This window comes from Bradyrhizobium sp. Gha, from assembly GCF_900113735.1.
Lineage (GTDB): Bacteria > Pseudomonadota > Alphaproteobacteria > Rhizobiales > Xanthobacteraceae > Bradyrhizobium.
On sequence record NZ_FOQM01000004.1, the window covers coordinates 103,477 to 126,799 of the forward strand.

Annotated in this window: 19 protein-coding genes; 7 read left to right on the forward strand and 12 right to left on the reverse strand. The window is 63.9% G+C overall.

From position 1 onward, the window contains the following. Position 1: 1 nt before the first annotated feature. The gene (gene pcaH, locus BM222_RS08525) at positions 2-784 is read right to left on the reverse strand and encodes a protocatechuate 3,4-dioxygenase subunit beta (RefSeq protein ID WP_092227846.1); all 783 of its coding nucleotides are present in this window, start codon (positions 782-784) and stop codon (positions 2-4) included. Positions 785-884: 100 nt separating this feature from the next. Between pcaH and BM222_RS08530 the strand changes: the two genes are divergently transcribed. The 3 genes from BM222_RS08530 to BM222_RS08540 all read left to right on the forward strand — a co-directional run bounded on the left by BM222_RS08530 (position 885) and on the right by BM222_RS08540 (position 4,747). Continuing rightward, positions 885-1,802, forward strand: a complete 918-nt coding sequence (locus tag BM222_RS08530) for a LysR family transcriptional regulator (protein WP_177243090.1) — start codon at positions 885-887, stop codon at positions 1,800-1,802. Positions 1,803-1,901: 99 nt separating this feature from the next. Beyond that, positions 1,902-3,206 carry a nicotinate phosphoribosyltransferase gene (gene pncB, locus BM222_RS08535; RefSeq protein ID WP_092227848.1) on the forward strand — a complete coding sequence of 435 codons (1,305 nt, stop codon included), beginning with the start codon at positions 1,902-1,904 and terminating at the stop codon, positions 3,204-3,206. A gap of 236 nt (positions 3,207-3,442) precedes the next feature. Further along, complete coding sequence (locus BM222_RS08540) at positions 3,443-4,747, forward strand: GGDEF domain-containing protein (protein ID WP_092227849.1); 1,305 nt, start codon at positions 3,443-3,445, stop codon at positions 4,745-4,747. Between the two features lie 15 nt (positions 4,748-4,762). On the opposite strand, the gene BM222_RS08545 is transcribed toward BM222_RS08540, so the two are convergent. Continuing rightward, positions 4,763-5,383 (reverse strand): TetR/AcrR family transcriptional regulator, encoded by a 621-nt coding sequence (locus BM222_RS08545; RefSeq protein ID WP_177243098.1) that lies wholly within the window; start codon positions 5,381-5,383, stop codon positions 4,763-4,765. A gap of 51 nt (positions 5,384-5,434) precedes the next feature. On the opposite strand from BM222_RS08545, the gene BM222_RS42995 reads away from it, so the two are divergent. The 3 genes from BM222_RS42995 to BM222_RS08555 all read left to right on the forward strand — a co-directional run bounded on the left by BM222_RS42995 (position 5,435) and on the right by BM222_RS08555 (position 10,140). Next, positions 5,435-5,701 (forward strand): hypothetical protein, encoded by a 267-nt coding sequence (locus BM222_RS42995; protein ID WP_349509851.1) that lies wholly within the window; start codon positions 5,435-5,437, stop codon positions 5,699-5,701. A 360-nt stretch (positions 5,702-6,061) separates the two neighbouring features. Next, positions 6,062-9,466, forward strand: coding sequence for an acyl-[ACP]--phospholipid O-acyltransferase (locus tag BM222_RS08550; protein ID WP_092227850.1), 3,405 nt, complete (start codon positions 6,062-6,064; stop codon positions 9,464-9,466). 5 nt (positions 9,467-9,471) lie between these two features. Further along, positions 9,472-10,140 (forward strand): esterase/lipase family protein, encoded by a 669-nt coding sequence (locus tag BM222_RS08555; protein ID WP_092227851.1) that lies wholly within the window; start codon positions 9,472-9,474, stop codon positions 10,138-10,140. 3 nt (positions 10,141-10,143) lie between these two features. Here the strand turns inward: BM222_RS08555 and tcuB are convergent, their stop codons facing one another. Continuing rightward, a complete protein-coding gene (gene tcuB / locus BM222_RS08560; protein WP_092227852.1) occupies positions 10,144-11,244 on the reverse strand; it encodes a tricarballylate utilization 4Fe-4S protein TcuB in 1,101 nt (366 codons plus the stop codon). Continuing rightward, complete coding sequence (gene tcuA, locus BM222_RS08565; protein ID WP_092227853.1) at positions 11,231-12,622, reverse strand: FAD-dependent tricarballylate dehydrogenase TcuA; 1,392 nt, start codon at positions 12,620-12,622, stop codon at positions 11,231-11,233. Before tcuA ends, tcuB begins: the two co-directional genes overlap by 14 nt. Before the next feature lie 150 nt (positions 12,623-12,772). On the opposite strand from tcuA, the gene BM222_RS08570 reads away from it, so the two are divergent. Continuing rightward, a complete protein-coding gene (locus BM222_RS08570; RefSeq protein ID WP_092227854.1) occupies positions 12,773-13,456 on the forward strand; it encodes a GntR family transcriptional regulator in 684 nt (227 codons plus the stop codon). Positions 13,457-13,465: 9 nt separating this feature from the next. Here BM222_RS08570 and ybaK read toward each other — a convergent pair whose 3' ends face one another. The 8 genes from ybaK to mobB all read right to left on the reverse strand — a co-directional run bounded on the left by ybaK (position 13,466) and on the right by mobB (position 23,306). After that, positions 13,466-13,939 carry a Cys-tRNA(Pro) deacylase gene (gene ybaK, locus BM222_RS08575; RefSeq protein WP_092227855.1) on the reverse strand — a complete coding sequence of 158 codons (474 nt, stop codon included), beginning with the start codon at positions 13,937-13,939 and terminating at the stop codon, positions 13,466-13,468. A 200-nt stretch (positions 13,940-14,139) separates the two neighbouring features. Next, on the reverse strand, positions 14,140-16,908 hold the full coding sequence (gene fdhF / locus BM222_RS08580) for a formate dehydrogenase subunit alpha (protein ID WP_092227856.1): 2,769 nt from the start codon (positions 16,906-16,908) through the stop codon (positions 14,140-14,142). Then, the gene (locus BM222_RS08585) at positions 16,905-18,614 is read right to left on the reverse strand and encodes an NADH-ubiquinone oxidoreductase-F iron-sulfur binding region domain-containing protein (RefSeq protein ID WP_092227857.1); all 1,710 of its coding nucleotides are present in this window, start codon (positions 18,612-18,614) and stop codon (positions 16,905-16,907) included. The genes fdhF and BM222_RS08585 overlap by 4 nt, the downstream gene beginning before the upstream one ends. Positions 18,615-18,862: 248 nt before the next feature. Continuing rightward, the gene (locus BM222_RS08590) at positions 18,863-19,147 is read right to left on the reverse strand and encodes a hypothetical protein (protein WP_092227858.1); all 285 of its coding nucleotides are present in this window, start codon (positions 19,145-19,147) and stop codon (positions 18,863-18,865) included. A gap of 83 nt (positions 19,148-19,230) precedes the next feature. After that, complete coding sequence (locus BM222_RS08595; RefSeq protein WP_092227859.1) at positions 19,231-20,883, reverse strand: OFA family MFS transporter; 1,653 nt, start codon at positions 20,881-20,883, stop codon at positions 19,231-19,233. Positions 20,884-21,203: 320 nt separating this feature from the next. Further along, positions 21,204-21,467, reverse strand: a complete 264-nt coding sequence (locus BM222_RS08600) for a sulfurtransferase TusA family protein (RefSeq protein WP_092227860.1) — start codon at positions 21,465-21,467, stop codon at positions 21,204-21,206. A gap of 45 nt (positions 21,468-21,512) precedes the next feature. Then, complete coding sequence (locus BM222_RS08605; RefSeq protein WP_092227861.1) at positions 21,513-22,769, reverse strand: molybdopterin molybdotransferase MoeA; 1,257 nt, start codon at positions 22,767-22,769, stop codon at positions 21,513-21,515. A gap of 9 nt (positions 22,770-22,778) precedes the next feature. Next, complete coding sequence (gene mobB, locus BM222_RS08610) at positions 22,779-23,306, reverse strand: molybdopterin-guanine dinucleotide biosynthesis protein B (RefSeq protein ID WP_092227862.1); 528 nt, start codon at positions 23,304-23,306, stop codon at positions 22,779-22,781. Positions 23,307-23,323: the final 17 nt, after the last annotated feature.

Below are 23,323 nucleotides of genomic sequence, written 5' to 3' on the forward strand. Positions count from 1 at the left end.
CTCAGTTCCCCTCCGGGCGATTCTCGAAATAGGTGGAGCGCTGACCACGCAGCACGATGTCGAAGCGGTAAGCGAGCGAGTCGAGCGGGATCGAGGCGTTGAGGTCGAGCGGCGCCACCAGGCGATCGAGCGCGTCCTTGTCCGGGATCGTGGTCAGGATCGGGCAAATCGGAATCAAGGGATCGCCCTCGAAATACATCTGCGTGATCAGCCGCTGCGCGAAGCCTGAGCCAAACACCGAGAAGTGGATATGGGCAGGACGCCAGCTGTTGACGAAATTGCGCCAGGGATAGGGCCCGGGCTTCACGGTGCGGAAATAATAGTAGCCGGCATCGTCGGTCAGCGCGCGGCCGCAGCCGCCGAAATTGGGATCGACAGGCGCGAGATATGTGTCCTTCTTGTGCCGGTAGCGACCGCCGGCATTGGCCTGCCAGAACTCGACCAGCGTATTTGGGACACCACGGCCGGTCTCGTCCAGCACGCGGCCGTGGACGATGATGCGCTCGCCGACGGGATCGCCGTCCTTGGCGTAGTTGCGGATCAGATCGTTGTCGAGCGGACCGAGATCGTTGTGGCCGAACACCGGCCCCGTGATCTCGGAGACCGAGTTCTCGATCGAGAGCAGCGCCTGGCGCGGCGAGCGTAGCACCGAGGATTTGTAGCCCGGCGCGTAGGCCGGCGGATGGATCGTGCGGTCGCGCTGGAAGAAGCCGCCATCACGCGGCGTGAATGGCTCGGGGCTGTTGAGGCGGGGATCCCTTGAGGCTGGTGCCTGGGCATTCATCGGCGTTGTCTCTCCCTGCGGCCGCGACCGGGCGCGATCTGTTGACAGGATCATGGGCCGGCCTATTCCCCAAATAAATAGATCGATTATAATACGTTACATGAAGAAAATCGATCATTTGGCCCTCGATGGCCGTGCGCTCGAACTGTTCCTTGCCGTGCTGGAGGAGGGGTCGGTGACGGCGGCGGCGACGCGTCTCGGCTTGACGCAGTCCGCCGTCAGTCACGGGCTGAACAAGCTGCGGCGGATCGCCGGCGATCCTCTGTTCGCCAAATCAGGCCGCGGCATCGTCGCGACCGCCCATGCCCAGGCCTTGGCCGCGAAGGCGCGCGCGCTGATCGACGACATGCGCAGCTTTGCCGGCGGCGTCACGTTCGAGCCGGCAAGCGCGCAGCTATCGCTGACGATCGCCGCCAACGATTTCCAGCGCGACTTGCTGCTGCCGCACTTCTTCGACCATGTCGCCGCTCAGGTGAAAAGCCTGAACCTGCGCGTGATCCCGTCGCAGTCGCCCTCCCCCGGAATGCTGCGCGAAAATCGCTGCGATCTCCTGATCACGCCGCTGCCGCCTGTTGGCATCGACATCGTGCAGAAGCGACTGCTGAGCGATCATTACGTTTGCTATTTTGATCCCAACGCTCGTGCCGCGCCGAACGATCGCGGCGCTTATCTCGCAGCGCGCCACATCACCGTGGTCTACACCGACAACGAACGGCTCGACTTCGACCGCCGGCTCGCCGCGAACGGATTTCACCGCGACATCGCCATCTCCGTCCCGAGCTTCTCCGGCGTGCCGTCATTCCTGCGCGGCTCGCAGATGCTGGCGAGCATGCCGAGCCTGCTCGCCCCCGGCGTGATGCGCGGCTTCGCCCATGCGCGGATTCCGCTGGCCTCACGCACGCGCACGCTGGCGGAGTTGCCCATGTTCATGGTGTGGCACCAGCGTTATCAGAAGGACCCGGCGCATCGCTGGATCAGGAATCAGCTCGAGTCGGTTGCGGCAAGCGCCGCGAGCTGAATACGGCGCGCGGCGAGGTCGTTGCGCGCTTGCCGCGCGGGGGCCTGCCCTTCGCCAAACCCACTGGTTGCGCGCGCGCGACCACGCTAGAATTCGGCCATGACAGTGACCGACATTGCGAGCCGAACCTACAATCACAGCTGGCGGCTGGACCCCATCATCCGCAGCCTGCTCGATACCGACTTCTATAAGCTGTTGATGTTACAGATGATTCGAGAATCCTACCCGGATCAGCAAGTAACGTTCTCGGTCATCAATCGCTCGCGCCATGTGCGGCTTGCCGAGATCATCGACGAGGGCGAGTTGCGGGCCCAGCTCGACCATGCCCGCACCATCCGCTTCACCAAGAAAGAGCTGATCTGGCTTGCCGGCAACACCTTCTACGGCAAGACCCACATGTTCTCGGCGGACTTCATCCGCTGGCTCGCCGAATTCCGCCTTCCCGAATACGAGTTGCGCAGGGTCGAGGGCCAGTACGAGCTGCATTTCCACGGGCCGTGGACCCACACCACGATGTGGGAGATTCCGGCGCTCGCCATCCTCAACGAATTGCGCTCGCGCGCCGCGATGAAGGGGCGCGGCCGGTTCGAGCTCGACGTGCTCTATGCCCGCGCCAAGGCCAAGCTGTGGACCAAGGTCGAGCGGCTGCGCGCGCTGGAGAACTTGAAGCTTTCGGACTTCGGCACGCGCCGCCGTCACGGCTATCTGTGGCAGCGCTGGTGCGTCGAAGCGGTGAAGGAAGGGTTGGGACCGTCCTTCATCGGTACGTCCAATGTGCTGCTTGCGATGGACAACGATCTCGAGGCAATTGGTACCAATGCGCATGAGCTGCCGATGGTCGCGGCCGCGCTGGCCAAGGACGACGAGGAGCTGCGCTGGGCGCCCTATCGCATTCTCGACCAGTGGCGTCAGACCTATGGCGGCAATCTGCTGATTGCGCTGCCTGACGCCTTCGGCACGAAGGCCTTCCTGCGCGACGCACCGGAATGGGTGGCCGACTGGACCGGCTTCCGGCCCGACAGCGCGCCGGCGATCCAGGCCGGCGAAGAGATCGTCGCGTGGTGGCAGAAGAAGGGTCGCAATCCCAAGGACAAGCTGCTGGTCTTCTCCGACGCGATGGATGTCGGCTCGATCGAGGAGACCTATCACCACTTCGCCGGCCGCGTGCGGCTCTCGTTCGGCTGGGGCACCAACCTCACCAACGACTTCGTCGGCTGCGCACCGGATGGCACGTTCAATCTCGATCCGATCTCGCTGGTCTGCAAGGTGTCGTCGGTCGACGGACGCCCCGCCGTCAAGCTCTCCGACAATCCGGAGAAAGCAACCGGCGTGCCCTCCGAGATCGAGCGCTATTTGCGCGTGTTCGGCGATGCCGGCCGCGTGCGTCAGCCGGTGCTGGTCTGACGTCAGGCTGAAACTCTCTCGATCGGGTTAATCGCGAAGGCCGAATGCGTGACAGTGCCGCGCGAGTTCCGGCTCGGTAGCATTTGCGACGATCTGCGCGCATCGGCTTCATGGCGTTTTCACCCTGAGCCACGGTCTCTGCACCATTCTAGGTCGAGTTAAGCAGCGTTCCCGCGTAATCCGCGTTATCAGCCGACGCTCCGTTGGGATCGTTGAGTGGATTTGGGGAACGCAGAGTGTTTCGCAGAACAACAACCTCGGCGAAGGAACGCAGCTTCCTTCACGTCATCAAGCTTGTGTCGCCGTTCGTCATGGTCGTCGTGCTGCAAGCGATGATCTCGGGCTTCAGCCTGGAAGTCATGTCATCGGTCCGAGCCTATGTCGCGGGCGAGGCGATCTGGTCGCGCTCGCAAAAGAACGCCGTCTATTTCCTCAATCTCTATCTGCATTCGGGCAACGCCGGCCAGTTCGCGCAGTACCGGACCTCGCTCGCCGTCCCCATCGGCGACGAATATGCGAGATGGGCGCTCGAGCGCGATCCCGTCGATGTTGAGCTCGCGCGCATCGGTTTCCTGCAGGGCGGCAACCACCCCGATGACGTTCCTGGGCTGATCTGGCTGTTCCGCCATTTCAATCAGGTCAGCTTCCTCCGCGAAGCGATCCGGGAATGGGCAGCCACCGATCCAATGCTGCTGGAGCTCAGCGTCTTCGGTGAGGTCATCAAGAGCGAGCTGAGGGACGGCCCCATTGGGGACGGCGATCGCGTGCAATTCCTGTCGTCGCGGCTCTCCGAGCTGAACAGGCAGTTCACGCGGCATGCCGAACGGTTCTCGACGGTGCTGGGCGAAGGCTCCCGCGCCATCAAGCTGACGCTGACATGGCTGAACATCGCCACCGCCGCGACCTTGATCCTGCTGCTGATCTGGCTCACGAGGCGACTGGTGCTGCAGCGCCAGGCCTTCGAGGATGCGCTGCATGCCGAAAAAGAGCGGCTCGCCTTTCAAGCCTCGCATGACTGGCTGACCGGCATCGCCAACCGGCGAGCTTTCGAAGCCCGCCTGCAAAGCGAGCTCGATGGTCACAAGGAAGGTTCGCTCTGCCTGCTCCTGCTCGACCTCGACCAATTCAAGGGCGTCAACGACAGCTGCGGCCATCTCGCGGGCGACCGGCTGCTCTGCCACGTCGCGCAATTGCTGCAGCAGAACCGGGGAACGCGCGATGTGGTTGCCCGGCTCGGGGGTGACGAATTCGGATTGATCCTGCCGCAATGCGCTCCATACGAGGCAATGGACATCGCCGAACGGCTGCGGCGGTCGCTCGAACTGTTCAACTTCGCCTGGGATGATCGCTGCTTTGCTGTGACCGCCAGCATCGGCGTTGCCTGCATCGTCGACGGCAACACGACGCCCGAAGAGGCGATGCGTCGGGCGGATGCCGCCTGCTATCGCGCCAAGGAGAAGGGGCGCAACCGGGTTCAGGTCGACACTGGGAAACCGGAAATCATCCTCGTGGCGGCGAGACGGGAAGCGGCGCGCGCTTGACGGCACCCTTCGCCGTTAGCGTGCCGGCCGGATCCCGAGACCCAAAAGATGTGTGTCGAGAAACTGCGTAACCTGCTGGCGCAGCATCTGCGGCGGCACGGCGACCATGCGTTCTTCGAGGCCAAGCGAGATGATGCCGTGCACCGCGGAAAACAACGTGCGCGACAGCAGTGCGATCTTCACGTCGTCCGCATGCGGTAACACCCGCACCAAAGGCGGATGCATCAGCGCGAAGGCGTCCATGACCATCTGAAGAATGTCGTCGGGATAAGGACGATCGTCCTCCATCCGATGCTCGAACAACGAGCGCAACAAATTTGCGTTCGCGGAGAAGAACTCGAGATAGGTCTCAGCCAGACCATAGAGTTGGCCAACCGGATCCTCGGCCGGAACCGCGCGCAATCGCGCAGTCAGCGCCTGTACAGTCCCTCGGTTGACAGTCAGGATGACCCCGTCGAAATCGCCGAATTCATTGTAGACGCTGCCGACCGAGCAGCCGGCAGCCTCGGCAACGTCTCGAACCTTCAATGATCTCAATCCTTTAGATGCGATAATGCCGCGGGCGATCTCCAGGATCTGGAGCCGTCGCCGACTTTTTTTCTGGTGCCACAGCGATTCTTCTTGAACATTGTTCATTTTCAAGCTACTCATGTGAACATTGTTCAAATTAATCCGGAGATCGACAAAATGCAAACCTTGGCTGTTGATATCGCCTTCACCTTCGTCGACGACGCTGCGGCGCTCGCGAGCGGCTTCGTCCGAACAGTTCTGCGGCTTGTGATGGCCCCGATCGATCGCATCGCAAACGCCTGCGACATTGCCGGCGTGCTGACTGAGCGCCGCGCGACCTTCCGGATGTGGCGGGCCGACCGTGCCCGTGCCCGCCACGAGGGCCGCCGTTTCAGCCTGCTCGGCCGCATCAACCCCTTTCGCCATCTCGCTCACCTCACCTGAGGACATCAAGATGCGCATGCGGGTCCACTCGAATGCGAAGCCCCGTCGCAACCAAGGACTTACCATGTCCGGACATTCGGGCCGATCGCCCAACTGTCCACAGTTCGGTTCAGCTTTTCCTTATCAATCGGGGCGATATCCCCATAAACGCGGCATTTTCGCCCGAAGCTGCAGCCGCGACCGGATATTTGCGAACCTAACGAGACAAGCTGGAGACCAACGGGATCGGAGGAATCGCGGGGGCACAGCGAGCCGGGCGACCATCATAGGCCTGCAATCGCTCTTACAACGCTCTTTCGGTCCTGGCGTTTCATCGACAAATTAACAACCTCAGGCTGCCCTTCCAAAACAGGACTCGTCATGATCAGGGATCTGCTGTCGTCACGCCGCTTCGCGCCGTTGTTCTGGGCGCAATTCTTCTCGGCGCTCAATGACAACGTGCTCAAGAACGCGCTCGTCATCATCCTGCTTTACAGCGCCGCGACAGGCCACGGCGACGCCCTGGTGACGGTCGCGGGCGCCGTCTTCATCTTCCCCTATTTCATCCTGTCAGGCCTCGGCGGGCAGCTCGCCGACAAATACGTCAAATCCGTCGTCGCAAGGCGATTGAAATTCGCCGAGATCTTCGCGGCAGCCTTTGCTGCAGCGGGCTTCTTCCTGCACTCGGTGCCGCTGCTGTTCACCGCGCTCGCATTGTTCGGCATCATCGCAGCCCTGTTTGGCCCCGTGAAATACGCCATGCTGCCGGACCAGCTCGAGCTCGGCGAGCTCGCGACCGGCAACGCGCTGGTCGAAGGCGCGACCTTCATGGCGATCCTGCTCGGCACCGTCGCCGGCGGCCAGTTCGTGGCCGGCTCCGCACATATGGGCTGGGTCGCATCGGCCGTGGTCGTGCTCGCCCTGCTGTCCTGGGCCTTTGCCTCTCGCATTCCCGCGACCACGCCGTCCGCAGCGGATCTGCCAGTCGATGCCAATCCCTGGACATCGACGCTCGGCCTGTTGAAGACTCTGTATGCGGATCACCGTCTGTGGGACGGCACCGTGATCGTCTCCTGGTTTTGGCTGGTCGGCGCCATCGTGCTGTCGCTGCTGCCGGCGCTGGTCAAGGATGTGGTCGGTGGCAGCGAAGGCGTGGTGACACTGTGCCTCGCGATCTTCGCGATCGGCATTGCCATCGGCTCGCTGTTTGCTGCCAGCCTGAGCCACGTTCGGCCCAATCTTGCGCTGGTGCCGATCGGCGCCATCATGATGGGATTTGCCGGCATCGACCTTGCCTGGGCCATCGGCACCACGGTGAAAGGGAACGACATCGCCGCAATCGACTTCGCAACCTCTTTCGCCGGCTTGCGCATGCTGGTCGACTTCGTCGCCTTCGCCTTCGGCGGCGGCCTGTTCGTCGTGCCCTCCTTCGCCGCGGTGCAGGCGTGGTCGGAGCCAAACGAACGTGCCCGCATCATCGCCGCCGGCAACGTGCTGCAGGCCGCCTTCATGGTGGCCGGCTCGCTCTTCGTCGCGCTGCTGCAGGCAGGCGGCGTCCATATCGGCTGGATCTTCTTCGGGCTCGGCGTCGCCAGCTTCGGCGCGGTGTGGTTCGTCCTGACCAAGTGGGGCAAGGAAGGCGTGCGCGATTTCGGCGGCCTTCTGTTCCGCGCGCTGTTCCGCACCGAAGTGCGCGGCCTCGAGAACCTGCCGCCTCCGGGCACGCGCATGTTGATCGCGCCCAACCATGTCAGCCTGATCGACGGCCCGTTGCTGCACGCGGTGCTGCCGATCGACGCGAGCTTTGCAGTCGATACCGGCATCTCCAAGGCTTGGTGGGCGAAGCCGTTCCTGCGGGTGGTCAAGCATTACACCATGGACCCGAGCAAGCCGCTGGCCGCACGCGACCTGATCAAGCTCGTTGCCGCGGGCGAGCCGGTGGTGATCTTCCCGGAAGGACGCATCACCGTCTCCGGTTCGCTGATGAAGGTCTATGACGGCACCGCGATGATCGCCGATAAGGCCGACGCCGTGGTCGTGCCCGTTCGCATCGAGGGCGCGCAACGCTCTCATCTCAGCTACCTCAACTCCAGCCAGATCAAGCGCTCGTGGTTCCCGCGGGTGACCGTGACGATCCTGCCGCCGGTCAAGCTGCCGATCGACGACGCCCTCAAGGGCAAGGCACGCCGCAACGCTGCGGGCGCGGCCCTCCAGGACGTCATGATCGATGCAATGGTCAAGAACGCCATGCTCGATCACACGCTGTTCGAGGCGCTCGGACACGCCTGTCGCGACCGCGACACCGGCAAGGTGATCCTCGAGGACGCGCTAGGCACCAAGCTGACCTATCGCAAGCTGATCCTCGGCGCGCAGGTGCTGAGCCGCAAGCTCGAGACCGGTACCTCGACCGGCGAGAATGTCGGCGTGCTGCTGCCGAACTCCGCAGGCGTCGCCGTCGTCTTCATGGCACTGCAAAGCATCGGCCGCGTGCCGGCCATGCTCAACTTCTCGGCCGGGCCGGTCAACGTTCTCGCCGCCATGAAGGCCGCGCAGGTGAAGACCGTTCTGACATCGAAGGCCTTCATCGAGAAGGGCAAGCTCGACAAGCTGATGGCCGCGATCTCCGCAGAGGCGCGCGTCGTCTATCTCGAGGATGTCCGCGCCTCCATCGCCACGGCCGACAAGATCAAGGGCCTGCTCGCCGGCACCGCGCCGCGCGTCGCTCGCCAGGCCAACGATCCGGCCGTCGTGCTGTTCACGTCGGGCTCGGAAGGTACCCCCAAGGGCGTGGTGCTGTCCCACCGCAACATTCTCGCCAACGCGGCGCAGGCGCTGGCGCGGGTCGATGCCAACGCCGATGACAAGGTGTTTAACGTGCTGCCGGTGTTCCACTCTTTCGGCCTCACGGGCGGCATGATGATGCCTGTTCTCGCGGGCATTCCGATCTACATGTATCCCTCGCCACTACACTACCGCATCGTGCCGGAGTTGATCTACCAGACCGGCGCCACCATCCTGTTCGGCACTGATACCTTCCTCACCGGCTATGCTCGCTCGGCGCATGCCTACGACTTCCGCACCCTGCGCCTGGTGATCGCCGGCGCCGAGGCGGTCAAGGACCGGACACGCCAGGTGTTCATGGAGCGCTACGGGATCCGCATCCTCGAAGGCTATGGCGTCACCGAGACGGCGCCGGTGCTGGCGATGAACACGCCAATGGCCAACCGCCCCGGCACCGTCGGCCGCCTCTCGCCGCTGATGGAAAGCCGCCTCGATCCGGTCCCCGGCATCGAAGAGGGCGGACGCCTCTCGGTGCGCGGCCCGAACGTGATGCTCGGTTACCTCAGGGCCGAAAACCCTGGTGTGCTCGAAATGCTGCCCGAGGGCTGGCATGACACCGGCGACATCGTGGCGATCGATGCCGCGGGCTTCATCACCATCAAGGGCCGCGCCAAGCGTTTTGCCAAGATCGCAGGCGAAATGGTCTCGCTGTCGGCGGTCGAGAGCATCGCGACCACGCTGTGGCCGCAGGCTGGGTCGATCGCCGTGTCGATCCCGGACCAGCGCAAGGGCGAGCGCATCGTGCTGCTGACGACGGAGAAGAATGCCGAACGCAGCGCGATGCAGGCCCAGGCCAAGTCGATCGGTGCCTCCGAGCTAACCGTTCCGGCTACGATCATGGTGGTCGACAAGGTGCCGCTGCTCGGCACGGGCAAGACCGACTACGTCACGGCGACGACGATGGCGCGCGAGCAGGCGTCCTCGCCGGAGCGCGAGGTTGCGTAGCAGAGATGCGCGAGGCGCCTGAAATGGGCGGCGCGCGATGTCCAGGAGTGGTTCTGCTTCACGGCATCGCGCGCGGCTCCTCATCCCTGAAGAGGCTAGAGCAGGCGCTTCAGGTGGCGGGATTCGCAACGCTCAACATCGACTATGCCAGCCGCAAGAAGCCAATCGCGGCGCTCGCCGACGATATCCACCCGGCGATCGCCCGCTTCGCCGAACGTGAGGCTCCGCTCCATTTCGTCGCACATTCGATGGGCGGTCTCGTGACCCGCGCCTATATCGCGAAACACCGGCCGGACCGGCTCGGCGGCGTCGTGATGTTGGGCACGCCGAACGGCGGCAGCGAGATTGCCGATCTCCTGAGCGAGGCGCGGCTTTACCGCGCGTTCTACGGGCCAGCCGGGCTCGAGCTCACGACAGCGAACCGATCCGATGCCTTGCCCGTCGTGGACTATCCCGTCGGTGTGATCGCGGGTAGCCGCTTCATCGATCCCGTCGCCGGCCTCTTCGTTCTGCCGCAGCCGAATGACGGACGCGTGTCGGTGCAGAGCGCGATGCTTTCCGGCATGGCCGACCATATCGTCGTGAACGCTTCGCATACCGGACTGCCGCGTCACGGCGTTGCGATCACGCAGACCATTGCATTTCTTCAGCACGGCCGTTTCAGCCTGGCGTGAAGGTTAGGCAGCTGTCCGCCGCTCCTGCGCATAGCGCACCAGCGCCGCGAAGCGGTAGATGCCGTGCACAAACTTGCCATAGGGCATGGTGATGAACAACGCGAACACCGCGCCCAGATGCAACGCCAGCAGTGGCCCCATGGCGCCGGTTTCGCGCAGGACGAGAAGCAGCATGCCGGTGAGCCCGGTCAGCAACAGCATGGCGTTGAAGCCGACATCCATACCGTAGCGCTGCTCGTCGAGCAGCGCCGGATCGCGCCGCATCTTGGCCGCGAACAGGCCGACCGGTCCGATGACGAGACCGATGCCGCCGAGCGTGCCTAGCAGCACAGGCAGGTCCCACCACGGATACGGCGCCTCGCGTCCGAGCAGATAGTGATAGAGCGTCGCCACCGAAGTTGCGGCAAAGCACAGGACGAAGCCGTAGAACGTCAGGTGATGGAAGAGCTTGCGCCGGTCAGTCGGCTTGTCGTCCTCGTTGTAGCAGCCGACGCCGCCGCCATGAAGATAGCGCAGTTCGCCTGCATCGCGCATCGCCTGGAAGATTGAGCCGCCGTCGGCTCGGCCGCCGATCGGCGGGCCGATGTCACGCCAGAACGCGCGCACGCTCATCACCAGCGCAAGGACGGCATAGAGGAACGCAGCGCCGAACAGCGCGGCCATCGCATTGTGCGGCATCAGCTTGTAAAATGCGCCGGGGCCGGTGTGCACGCCGAACAGCACGCCTCGCTCGTTGAGCGCGGCGAAACCGAGGATGAAAGCTGCCATGCTGAGCGCAGCGACCATGCTGATGACGAGACCATTGCGGGCGAACGCGCCGGACAGCGCCTGCGGCCAGGCATAAGCCGCATAGGATTCCGCGCGCGCGACCGCCAGCGTCTTGGGAACGTTGACGTTGAACTCGTGCGGCGGCGAGAACTGGCAATCGACATAGCACGCGCCGCAGGCATGGCAGAGATTGGCGAGGTAGTTGAGATCGCCGTCGGAGAAGGCGCGCCGCATCTCCATCGCGGGGAACACCGCGCAAAGACCCTCGCAATAGCGGCATGAATTGCAGACCGTCATCAGACGGTCGGCTTCATCAAGAGTTCTAGTTCCGTGCATGTTTCGCCGCTTCCCGTCCTGCGATCCGCCCGAACACACTGCCGATGGTCATGCCCATGCCGGCGGCATACCCCTTCCCGAGCACGTTGCCGGCCATGATCTCGCCGGCCGCGAACATGTTGGCGGACGGTTTTCCGTCAGCCATCAGCATCCGTGCCTCCTTGTTCACGCGCGTGCCGAGATAGGTGAAGGTGATGCCGGGCCGCACCGGATAGGCGAGATAAGGCGGTGTCTCGATGCGCCGAGCCCAGTGGGTCTTGGGCGGCGTGATGCCTTCGGTCACGCAATCGTCCAGAATGGTGTGGTCGAAGGTGCCGTGCCGCACCGCGGCGTTGAATTCGGTGATGGTCTTCTCCAGCGCGGCCGGATCCAGCTCGAGCTTGCCGGCGAGCTCGGCGATCGTCTGTCCGGCGATCGGCGCGAACAGCGTCGGCATGAAGCTCGTAACGACGGTCGAATCGAAGATGATGTAGGCGATCTGATCCGGCTGCGCCGCGACCAGACGACCCCAGATCGCGTAGCGCTTCGGCCAGATGTCCTCGCCCTCATCATAGAAGCGTTGCGAATGCCTGTTGACGACGATGCCGAACACCACCGAGTCGTGGCGCGTAATGATGCCGCCGTCGAACTTCGGCGCGCGGGCGTCAATCGCGACTGCGTGGCACTGGGTGGGATCACCGACCTCCTGCACGCCTTTGTCGAGCAGCATCTTCAGGATCGAACCGCGGTTATAGGGCGTGCCGCGGATCAGGAAATTGTCGGCGGCCTCGCCCCAATATTGCTTCAGCCATTCGATGTTGGCTTCGAATCCGCCAGCCGCGGCGACGAGCGAGGTCGCCCGGATCTCGGTCTCGCCGTTGATCGGCCGTTTGAGGCGCGCAGCGAGGAACATGCCGTCCTCGATTGCGAGGTCCGTGACCTCGGCGTCGTATGCGACATCGACGCCGAGCCGCTCGGCGGTGAGATAGAGCGCATTCAGCATCGCGCGTCCGCCGCCGAGAAAGAACGAGTTGGTGCGACCGAGGCTCAGCGTGCCACCGAGCGAGGGCTGCCAGCGTACACCCTGTTCCACGATCCAGTTCAGGATGTCCTTGGACTCCCGGATCATGTGGCGGGCGAGAACCTCGTCGGTTTGCCCGCCGGTCACGCGCAACAAATCCTCCCAGAACTCCTCCTCGGTGTAGGGCCCGGTCAGGATTTCAGTCGCGGCATCATGGGCACAGCGCATGTTGCGGGTGTGGCGGGTGTTGCCGCCACGGTAGAACTTCGGCGCACCTTCGAGGACCAGCACGGATGCACCGCCACGGCGTGCCGAGATCGCCGCACACAGCGCCGCGTTGCCGCCGCCGATCACCAGCACATCGTATTTGCTGCCCATGCCGTCAGTCCGATGCGACGAAGTTGGAGACATTCTGCCCGCTGGCGGCCTTGGTCAACCCCGACAGCCATTGCGTACTTTTGTATACAAAGATATACATAAGCTCTGCAAGCGGCATCTCTGCATGGGCAGGATGCATATCGAGGATTCATGGCCAGACGCCCGGCAAAGGCAAGCGGATCGATCACGCGCGGCAGCGGCGTGGCACTCGGCGAAGCCGTGTTCCGCTCACTCTGCGAGGCGCTCCAGGCCGGCAGCTACCGCGCCGGCGACCGCCTGCGCGAGGAGGAAGTCGCGCAACGGCTGAAGGTCAGCCGTACGCCGGTCCGGGAGGCGCTGGGCCGGCTCGCCGCCCGCGGTTTCGTGGCGCCCGCCGCCGGCCGCGGGCTGATCGTGCGCAACCTCGACATATCAGAAGTGCTCGAGCTCTACGCCATGCGCGAGATCATGGAAGGCGCTGCCGCGCGCCTCGCCGCCGAGCACGCCTCTGCACCCGAGATCGACGCGCTCGGGGATATCGAGCAGGCCTTTGTGGAGGCCTCCGCGAGCAACGCTCCTGAAATGGCAAGGCTCAACCGTGCCTTTCACGAAGCGATCTGCCGCGCCGCGCGCAACCGCTATCTCGACAACGCCTCGCGCGAGCTACAGGACTGGATCGCCCTGCTTGGCCCGACCACGTTCACCGTGGCAGGACGTTCCGCAACCAGCCATAGCGAACATCTGGTCATCATCGAAGCCATCGCCGCGCGCGACGGCGACAAGGCGGAGCAGCTCGCGCGCGCGCATATCCGCGAGGCGCTGCGTTGCCGGCTCAAATTGTTGCAGAAGCAGTAGGCAAAACGCTCACGCCAACACGTCCGCGACGACCGCGTTCGCGATGTCCCGCACATCAATTGGCTTCATGCGCACCTGCAGGCCGCGCTGACCGCCATTGAGATAGACCAGCTCATGCGCAAGCGCACTCTGCTCCATCACCGTGCGGACCTGCTTGCGCTGCCCGAACGGACTGATGCCGCCGACCTTGTAGCCGGTGACGCGCTCAGCCTCTGGCGGCTTCATCATCTGCGCCGACTTGCTGCCGACGGAAGCGGCGAGCTTCTTCATCGAGACTTCCTGGTCGGACGGAACGATCACACAGACCGGCTTGCCATCCACCAGCGCCATCAGTGTCTTGAGGACACGCGCGGGATCCTCGGCCAACGCGGCGGCCGCCTGGAGGCCGATACTCTCGGCATCAGGGTCGTAGTCGTAATTATGGACCGTGAAGACCACGCCTGCGGCTGTGAGCGCGCGGGTGGCCGGGGTGACTTTGGACATGCGTCACATGTAGCATTGCCGGGCAGGCTCGCACTACACCCGCACTGTCATCGCCCGATTTAATCGGGCGATCCAGTATTCCAGAGGCGTGCGTTGAAGAGTTCGCTCTCGCTGCATTCGCCGCGGCGTACTGGATGCCCCGGTCAAGCCGGGGCATGACAGCAAATTCCGCAGCAGGCCTCGTGCAGGGCTAGCCCTTTTTACTCCGCCGCGTCCCGCATCTCCGCACGTTCGGCGCGCGCCGCGCAGAACTTGAATTCCGGGATCTTGCCGAACGGGTCGAGCGCCGGGTTGGTCAGCAGGTTCGCCGCCGCCTCCGCGTAGCAGAACGGCATGAACACCATGTTCTCCGGCACGTCGCGGTCGGAGCGGACCTTGACCTCGACGGCGCCGCGGCGGGTCTCCAGGCGAATGAAATCACCGGGCACGAGCTGCTTCTTGCGCATGTCCTTCGGCGACATGAACGCAACGGCTTCCGGCTCGATCTGGTCGAGCACCTGCGCGCGGCGGGTCATCGAGCCGGTGTGCCAGTGCTCCAGCACGCGGCCGGTCGAGAGAACCATCGGATATTCGGCATCAGGCAGCTCGTCCGGCGGAATGACCTTGGCCGGCACGATCTTGCCGCGGCCGCTTTCCGTCGGGAAGCCGGTGGTGAAGATGATCTCGTTGCCGGGCTTGTTCGGATCATCGGCCGGATAGGTGACGGCGCCTTCGCGCACCAGCCGCTCCCAGCTGATGTTCTTCAGCGACGGCATCAGCTCGGCCATCTCGGTGTAGACCTCGCCGGGGCCGGAGTAATTCCACGGCAGGCCCATGCGCTTGCCGATCTCCTGGATGATCCAGAGATCCTGCCGCGCATCGCCGGGGGGCTTGATCACCTGGCGTGCGAGCTGCACGCGGCGATCGGTGTTGGTGAAGGAGCCGTCCTTTTCCGCGAACGCCGAGGCCGGCAGGATCACGTCGGCATGGAACGCGGTCTCGGTGACGAAGAGATCCTGAACCACGAGATGATCGAGCTTGGCGAGCGCGCCGCGCGCATGCTGCAAATCGGGATCGGACATCGCAGGATTCTCGCCCTCGACATACATGCCCTTGATCTCGCCGGCATGGATCGCGTTCATGATCTCGACGACGGTCAGGCCGCGCACGGGATCGAGCTCCTGGCCCCACAGCTTCTCGAAGGCGCCGCGCATGTCGTCGCGGCCGACCGGCTGGTAGTCCGGCAGGAACATCGGGATCAGGCCGGCATCCGAAGCGCCCTGCACGTTGTTCTGGCCGCGCAGCGGATGTAGGCCCGTGCCGGGTCGGCCAACCTGGCCGGTGATCAGCGCCAGCGCGATCAGGCAGCGCGCATTATCGGTGCCGTGGACGTGCTGGCTGATGCCCATGCCCCAGAAGATGATCGAGGATTTTGCGCGGGCATAGGTCCGCGCCACCTCGCGCAGCGTTTGCGCCGGGATGCCGCAGATCGCCTGCATCTTCTCAGGCGTGAACTCCTTGATCTTCTCCTTGAGGTCCTCGAACCCCTCGGTGTAGCCGGCGATGTATTGATCGTCGGTGAGGCCTTCCGTGATGATCGTGTTGATCATCGCGTTCAGCATGGCGACGTCGGAGCCGGGCTTGAACTGCAGATGCTTGGTGGCATGACGCGACAACGTCTGCCGGCGAGGATCCATCACGAACAGCTTGGCGCCGTTCTGCTTGACCGCGTTCTTGATGAAGGTCGCAGCGACCGGATGGTTCACTGTCGGGTTGGCGCCGATCACCCAGATCACTTCCGCGTCCATCGCCGCCGAGAATGGTGCCGACACCGCGCCGGAGCTCAGGCCCTCGAACAGCGCCGCCACCGACGAGGCGTGGCACAGGCGGGTGCAATGATCGACATTGTTCGACCCAAAACCGGTGCGCACCAGCTTCTGGAACAGATAGGCCTCTTCGTTCGAGCCCTTGGCCGAGCCGAAGCCCGCCAGCGCCCTCACGCCCTTCTCGTCGCGGATCTTGACGAGGCCCTTCGCGGCGAGGTCGAGCGCCTCGTCCCAGCTTGCTTCACGGAAATGCGTGAAGGGATTGGCGGGATCGACCTGGTCGTTGGCGTCCTTCTTCGCATTCGGCAGCCGCACCAGCGGCTTGGTCAGGCGATGCGGATGATGGATGTAGTCGAAGCCGAAACGACCCTTGACGCAGAGGCGGTTGTGATTGGCGGGGCCGTCGCGGCCCGCGGCATAGATCACCTTATCGTCCTTGACCTCATAGGTCACCTGGCAGCCGACGCCGCAGAACGGGCAGAGTGAATCGACCTTCCTGTCGGCATAGGTGACGCGGGTCTGCGCCTCGTCCAGCATCACGGCCGGCATCAGCGCGCCGGTCGGGCAGGCCTGCACGCACTCGCCGCAGGCGACGCACGTGGACTCGCCCATGGGATCGTCGAAATCGAACACGATCTTGGCGCCGTGGTTACGGTAGGCCATGCCGATGACGTCGTTGACCTGGACCTCGCGGCAGGCGCGCACGCAGAGGCCGCACTGGATGCAGGCATCGAGATTGACCCGCATCGCCGGATGGCTGGCGTCGGTCTCCCAGCGCTCGGCCGCGGGAAAGCGGCTCTCGGTGACCCCTGTGGCTTCAGCCCAATGCCAGAACTTCGAATCCGGATCGTGGCTGGTCTCGCGCGCCGGCTGGTCGGCGACCAGCAGCTCCATCACCATCTTCTGCGCGGCCGTCGCGCGCGCGGATTCGGTCTTTACCTTCATGCCGACCGATGGTGTGCGCTTGCACGATGCCGCCAGCACGCGCTCGCCCTCGATCTCGACCATGCAGGCGCGGCAATTGCCGTCGGGGCGATAGTCGGGCGCAGGCGAATAGCAGAGATGCGGGATGTCGCGGCCCTGGCGTTTGGCGACCTGCCAGATCGTCTCGCCGGCATTGGCCTCGACCTGCTTGCCGTCGAGCTCGAACGTGATCTTCGTCATTCGGCCGCTTCCTTGAACTCGTCAGGGAAATATTTGATCACGGAGGACAGCGGATTCGAGGCCGCCTGTCCGAGGCCGCAGATCGAGGCATCGCGCATCGCCTGGCTCAATTCTTCCAGCAATGCGCGGTTCCAGACCGGCTTTTGCATCAGCTGCGCCGCCTTCTGGGTTCCGACCCGGCACGGCGTGCACTGACCGCAGCTCTCGTCCTCGAAGAACTTCATCAGGTTGAGCGCGGCTGCGCGCACGCTGTCTTTTTGCGACAGGATCACGATCGCGGCCGAACCGATGAAGCACCCGTATTTCTCCAGCGTGCCGAAATCGAGCGGGATGTCGTCCATCGTTGCGGGCAGGATGCCGCCGGAGGCGCCGCCCGGCAGGTACGCATAGAACTGATGGCCGTCCGCCATGCCGCCGCAATATTCGTCGATCAGCTCGCGCACGGTGATGCCCGCCGGCGCGAGCTTCATCCCGGGTTTTTTAACGCGGCCGGAGACCGAGAAGCTGCGCAGGCCATGTCGCTCATGACGGCCGTTGCCCTTCCACCAGTCGGCACCCTTCTCGACGATGTCGCGTACCCACCACAACGTTTCGATGTTGTTGATCAGCGTCGGCAGGCCGAACAGGCCGACCTGGAACGGATAAGGCGGCTTGTGCCGGGGCAGGCCGCGCTTGCCCTCGATGCTTTCGAGCAGCGAGGACTCTTCTCCGCAGATATAGGCACCTGCGCCGCGCCGCATGTGCAGCGTCGGGCCGCCTGCGGGAAGTTTTGCGATCTCGCGGGTCAGGATCTCGCGGGAGGCCGGATATTCATCGCGAATGTAGATGTAGACGTCGGAGGCCTGCACCACATGCGCACCGATCAGCATGCCCTCGATGAAGCGATGCGGATCGCTCTCCAGGTAAACACGATCCTTGAACGTACCGGGCTCGCCCTCGTCGCCATTGATCGCCATCAATCGCGGACCAGGCTCGCCGAGCACTGCGCGCCATTTGCGCCCGGTCGGGAAGCCGGCGCCGCCGAGGCCGCGCAGCGAGGCGTCGTCGAGCGCCTTCAAGAGATCGTCCTTCGACATCTCACCGGAGCGCACGCGATTGAGCAGCTTGTAGCCGCCGCCCGCAACATAGGCATCGTAGTCGACATACTTTGGCAGTTGCGCGTGGGTGTCGCCGGCCTGCGCCGCAGCCATCACGTCGGCAACGGTGGCATGGTCTACGAAATTGTGCCCGACTTCGGCAGCAGGCGCGGTATCGCAGCGACCGACGCAGGGGGCGCGCACGACGCGGATGCTGGGACCCGAGGCTCGTTGCAAATCCTCGAGCAGCTTTTCGCCGCCGAGCATGGCGCAGGTCAGCGAATCGCAGACACGGATCGTCAGCGGCGCGACGTCGGGCTCGCCCTCCTTCACCACATCGAAATGCGCGTAGAAGGTCGCGGTCTCGAACACTTCGGCGAAGGCAAGCTTCATCTCGTCTGCGAGCGCGGCAAGATGCGCAGCCGATATCTGGTGATACGTATCCTGGATCAGGTGCAGATATTCGATCAGGAGATCGCGCCGCCGCGGGCGATCGCCGAGCAATTGCTCGATCTCATGCAAAGCGGTCGGATCGACCTGCCTGCCCTTGGGCGTAGCCTTGGCGCGCCGGCGCCCCTCGCCCGGATGCTCGAAGTCCCTGACCTTGTGAACGTCGTCGTTGCTGCTCATGAAAACGTCGCGTTCTCCTCAAAAGCGCAATGATCTCGGAGCGAGATAACCCATCGCGATCCGCCCTTACCTCCACGCCTGACAATCGGGAACCGCATTGCCCGCCGCGCAGTTCAGGCCTCATTCCAGGCCAACTCTAGCGCCTGGCATACCAGATGCCAAGCGAATTTAGAGCGTCTCTGTAATCATTTAGGGGGCGGGCAGCCGCCCTGCCACGCCCCCCCGAAGCGAGTTGATCGCGAACCTCGTCAGGTCTTGTCCATGCAGTCCTGGATGTAGAACCAGCGGTCATCGCCGGCCAGTCCCTTGGCCTTCACCTCGGCGCGGCACGCCTTCAGCTTCGGTTTGTTGGCGGCCCATTTGGCCTTCATGTCCTTCAGCTTCTGCATGGTGAGCTTGATCTTGCCCGGCGGCTTCGCGGTGGTCGTCGCGGCAGGTGCCGGATTAGCCGGCGTGGTTGCCGTCTGTGCGGATGCGGTGTGAAGGCCTGCGGCCAGCAGCGCGGCGGCAAGGCAGATACGAGTACCAAGCATCGGAATCCCCTAGTCCCATGATCGATTTGGAAGTCAGGTGTCGCGGGATGCCGAACAGTCCGGCATCCTGCAACGATTTGGCTTCAGAATATCTGCCAGGCGCTCTGGAGCGTCTTGTACACACCCCAAATCAGCGGAACGCCGACGAAGAGCCAGAACAGCGCAGCCTTGCCATCCAGGCCGCCAGTGCCGATCCCGAACGAGCCGGTCTGGACCGGACCCGCGCCGGCCTTTGACGCCTGCAACTTCGCGACCTCCGCCTCGCTCATATACCACTTCGAGTGAACCGGCTTGATCAGGTAGTTGCAGATGATACCCGCGATCAGCATCGCGCAGAGAATGTACATGGTCGTGTTGTACAGCTGATCACGCGGTACGCCCGCCGCGAGCTGAAACTCGCGGATGTAGTTGACCACGACGGGGCCGATGATCCCCGCGGTGGACCATGCCGTCAGCAGCCGTCCATGGATGGCGCCGACGAACTGGGTCCCGAACATGTCGGCGAGATAGGCCGGCACGGTCGCAAAGCCGCCGCCATACATCGACAGGATGATGCCGAAGCCGAGCACGAAGAGCAGCTTCGAGCCCATCGCTGCGAAGGTCGGCGCCAGCGCGTAGAGCAGGATGCCGAGAATGAAGAACGTATAATACGTATTCTTGCGGCCGATATAGTCGGACAGCGACGCCCAGGCAAAACGGCCGCCGATGTTGAACAGCGAGAGCAGACCGGCGAAGCCCGCCGCAATGCCGGCGATAACGGTCTTCTGATCGGCCGAGAGCTGACTGAAGGTGAGCTCGGGATGTCCGATCAGCTTGCCGGCGAAGATTTCCTGCAGCATCGGCGAGGCCATGCCGATGACGCCGATACCGGCCGACACGTTCAAGCACAGCACCCACCAGATCAGCCAGAACTGCGGCGTCTTGTGCGCGTTGTCCAGGTGGACATGATGCTCGGTGATCATCGATTTCTTTTCGCTCGGCGGCGTCCAACCCTCAGGCTTCCAGCCAGCTGGCGTCACGCGATAGGCGAAGGCACCGATAGTCATGAAGATGAAATAGACGATACCCATGACGACAAAGGTCTGCCACACACCGACGTCGCTCGACGACTTGAAGTAGTTGATCAGCAGATTGGCGAATGGCGCGCCGATCATCGCACCACCGCCAAAGCCCATGATGGCCATGCCGGTCGCCATGCCGCGCCGATCGGGGAACCACTTGATCAGCGTCGAAACCGGCGAGATGTAGCCGAGGCCGAGCCCGACGCCGCCGATGACGCCAGCCCCGAGCCACATGATCCAGAGTTGATGGACGTAGATGCCGAGCGCGCCGATCAGGAGGCCGCCGCCCCAGCAAAGCGCGGCAACGAAGCCGGCCTTACGCGGACCGGCCCGCTCAAGCCAACCGCCCCAGATCGCGGCCGAGACGCCAAGCAGGACAAAGAACAGGGTGAACATCCACCCGAGGCTTGCGACTTTCCAGTCGCAGGTCGTGGTGAAGAGCTCTGACCACAGCGACATATCCGGGCAGGCCTTGGGCGCGGTCAATCCGATCGCGCGCGACAACGGCAACCAGAACACGGAGAAGCCATAGGCCATGCCGATGCAGAGATGGATGCACAGCGCCGCTGGCGGCACCAGCCAGCGATTGAAGCCTGCGGTCGCGATGGTTCGCTCGCGATCGAGAAAACCTGCGCCAGCGCCCGAAATTCTTCCAGCGCTCTCGATAGTCGTCATGCACTCCTCCCCTGCAGTTGCCCTTCTGAGCAAACCTGCCGCTACGATCCTGTTCCTCAGCCCGTTGCGGCTCAGCCGTTGTCCCTGCTGCTCCGCACAATCACCCGACACGCGCCAGGATCGTCACGCGCATCTGAAAAGTTAACCCCTCGACGGGGGCTCTATGCCCGATACGATATGCAGGCTTGCGTGCGTGGCCCGCTGCTCCGCACATCGCGGAAAAGACTGGGACCTCCGCGCCCGCGCGGACAAAGTCAATTGGGGCAGAAGCTGTGATCGATGTCGATAGATAAAAGGTCGGTATCGGCGCAGTGACGCGCCTAAGAACGCAGCGCAGCATTGGCGCTTTCTATCGAACCATTCGTCTTTTCTATCAAGAACACGATGCGCGCCTCGTTGCGCTCGGTGATCTCCACCGTGTCGCCCGTCTCGCGGACCAGGTTCGGAATGTCAATCACCGACAACGGATCCGTGCAGTGGACTTCAAGCTGATCGCCCGGCTGCAATGGTTTCAGCGCCTTGCGTGTCTTCAAGGCTGGGAGCGGGCATTTCAGCCCGGTGAGATCGAGCGTCGTTCTGGTCATGGGCGCAACATGGCGGGAGGGATCAAGGGCGTCAACGCAACGGTCTCAGATGAGAGCTGCATAGGACAGAAAACCTACGCTCTCGCCCGGCTCCACGCGCGCGATGTCCTCCCCCAGCTCGATCAGGCCGTCGGTCTCCACCAACGACGACAGGAGGCCGGCGCCTTCGCGCGGAAACTTGACGGCTTCGAGCGTACCATCTTGTCCACGCCGCAAGGAGGCACGCACATATTCGCGGCGGCCGAGCTTTTTCTTGTACGTGAACGCCGCGCGCAGGGGCATCGGCACCAGCGGCTCCGGCAGACTGCCGGCGAGCGCGAGCACCGTTGGCCGCACCACGTGGACGAAGGTGACAAAACTCGCGACGGGATTGCCGGGCAGCCCGATCAACGGCGTGCCATTGATGATGCCCATCGCCACGGGCCGGCCCGGCTTGATCGCCATCCGCCACAGCACCAGCGAACCGACGCTTTCGACCGCAGCCTTGACGTGATCCTCCTCGCCGGTCGAGACACCGCCGGTGGTGAGGATGAGATCATGGTCCCCCGCGACCTGCTTCAATCCGTTCGCCAGCGAGGTGCGTTCATCGCGCAGAATGCCAAGATCAGAGACCTCGCAGCCTAGACGGCGCAGCATCGCCATCAGCATGAAACGGTTGGAATCGAACAGCTGCGACGCCGCACGCGACTGGCCCGGCGAGGCCAGCTCATCGCCCGTGGAGAACACCGCCACGCGAATACGCCTGACGACATCGAGCCTGACAAGGCCGAATGCCGCCGCAAGCGCGACATGCTGCGGCCGCAGCCGCTGGCCGGCGCGGAGCGCGACGTGGCCAAGGGGAATGTCCTCCCCCGCCGGGCGGACATTGGCGCCGGGCTTCAGCCCGGACGGCAGCACGATCTTGCCTGCTGCATCGATTCGGACGTCCTCCTGCATGAAGACCGTCCCGGCCCCCGGCGGCATCGGCGCGCCGGTGAAAATGCGCGCGGTGTGACCAGGCTTGATCGGCGCTTGTGCAGAGCCGCCGGCCTGGATACGCCCGTCAACCGGGAATGCCTGTTCCGCTTCTTGCGGAACGTCGGCATTGCCGACTGCGTAACCATCGACCGCGGAGTTGGTGAAAGGCGGCAGCGGCAGCGGCGCTGCGATATCGTGCGCCAGCACGCGCCCGTCGGCATCATCAAGCGCCACCGTCTCGATGTCGGCAATCGCGCTGACGCGTGCCGTGATCAGGCTCACGGCCTCGTCGACCGACATCATCGGTCCGCCGAAAGCAAAGCAATCGTCCGACAGTTGCGCCATGGTGCCTCGTCAGCGCCTCGCCGCGCTTCTTGCCACCGCTTCCTCGGCCGGCATCGCCGCACGAAGCAGCAAAGCCGCCGCAGCCTCGATATCGTCGAGATGGACAGTGGGCAGCCGGGTTTCAACCGCAGCGTCGGTTGCAATTCCGACAATACCGGGATCGTCAGGAAACAGCAGCGGCTTGCCGTTGCCGGCGCGATGCACCTCGATCTTGCGATGCGGCTCACGCTTGAAACCCTCGACCACGACGAGATCGGCTCCGGACAGCTTGCTCAGCAGCTCCGGCAACCGCGGTTCGGCTGCACCGCGCAATTCATGCATCAGCGCCCAGCGCTTCGACGAGGCCACCAGCACCTCGGCCGCACCGGCCTCGCGATGGCGCCAGGAATCCTTGCCGGGCACATCGACGTCGAACTGGTGATGCGCATGCTTGATCACGGAGACGCGCAGGCCCTGCGCGTTGAAATGCGGGATCAGTCGCGTCAACAGCGTGGTCTTGCCCGCACCGCTCCAGCCTGCAAGGCCGATGACTTTCATAACAGTTCGATCTCCGC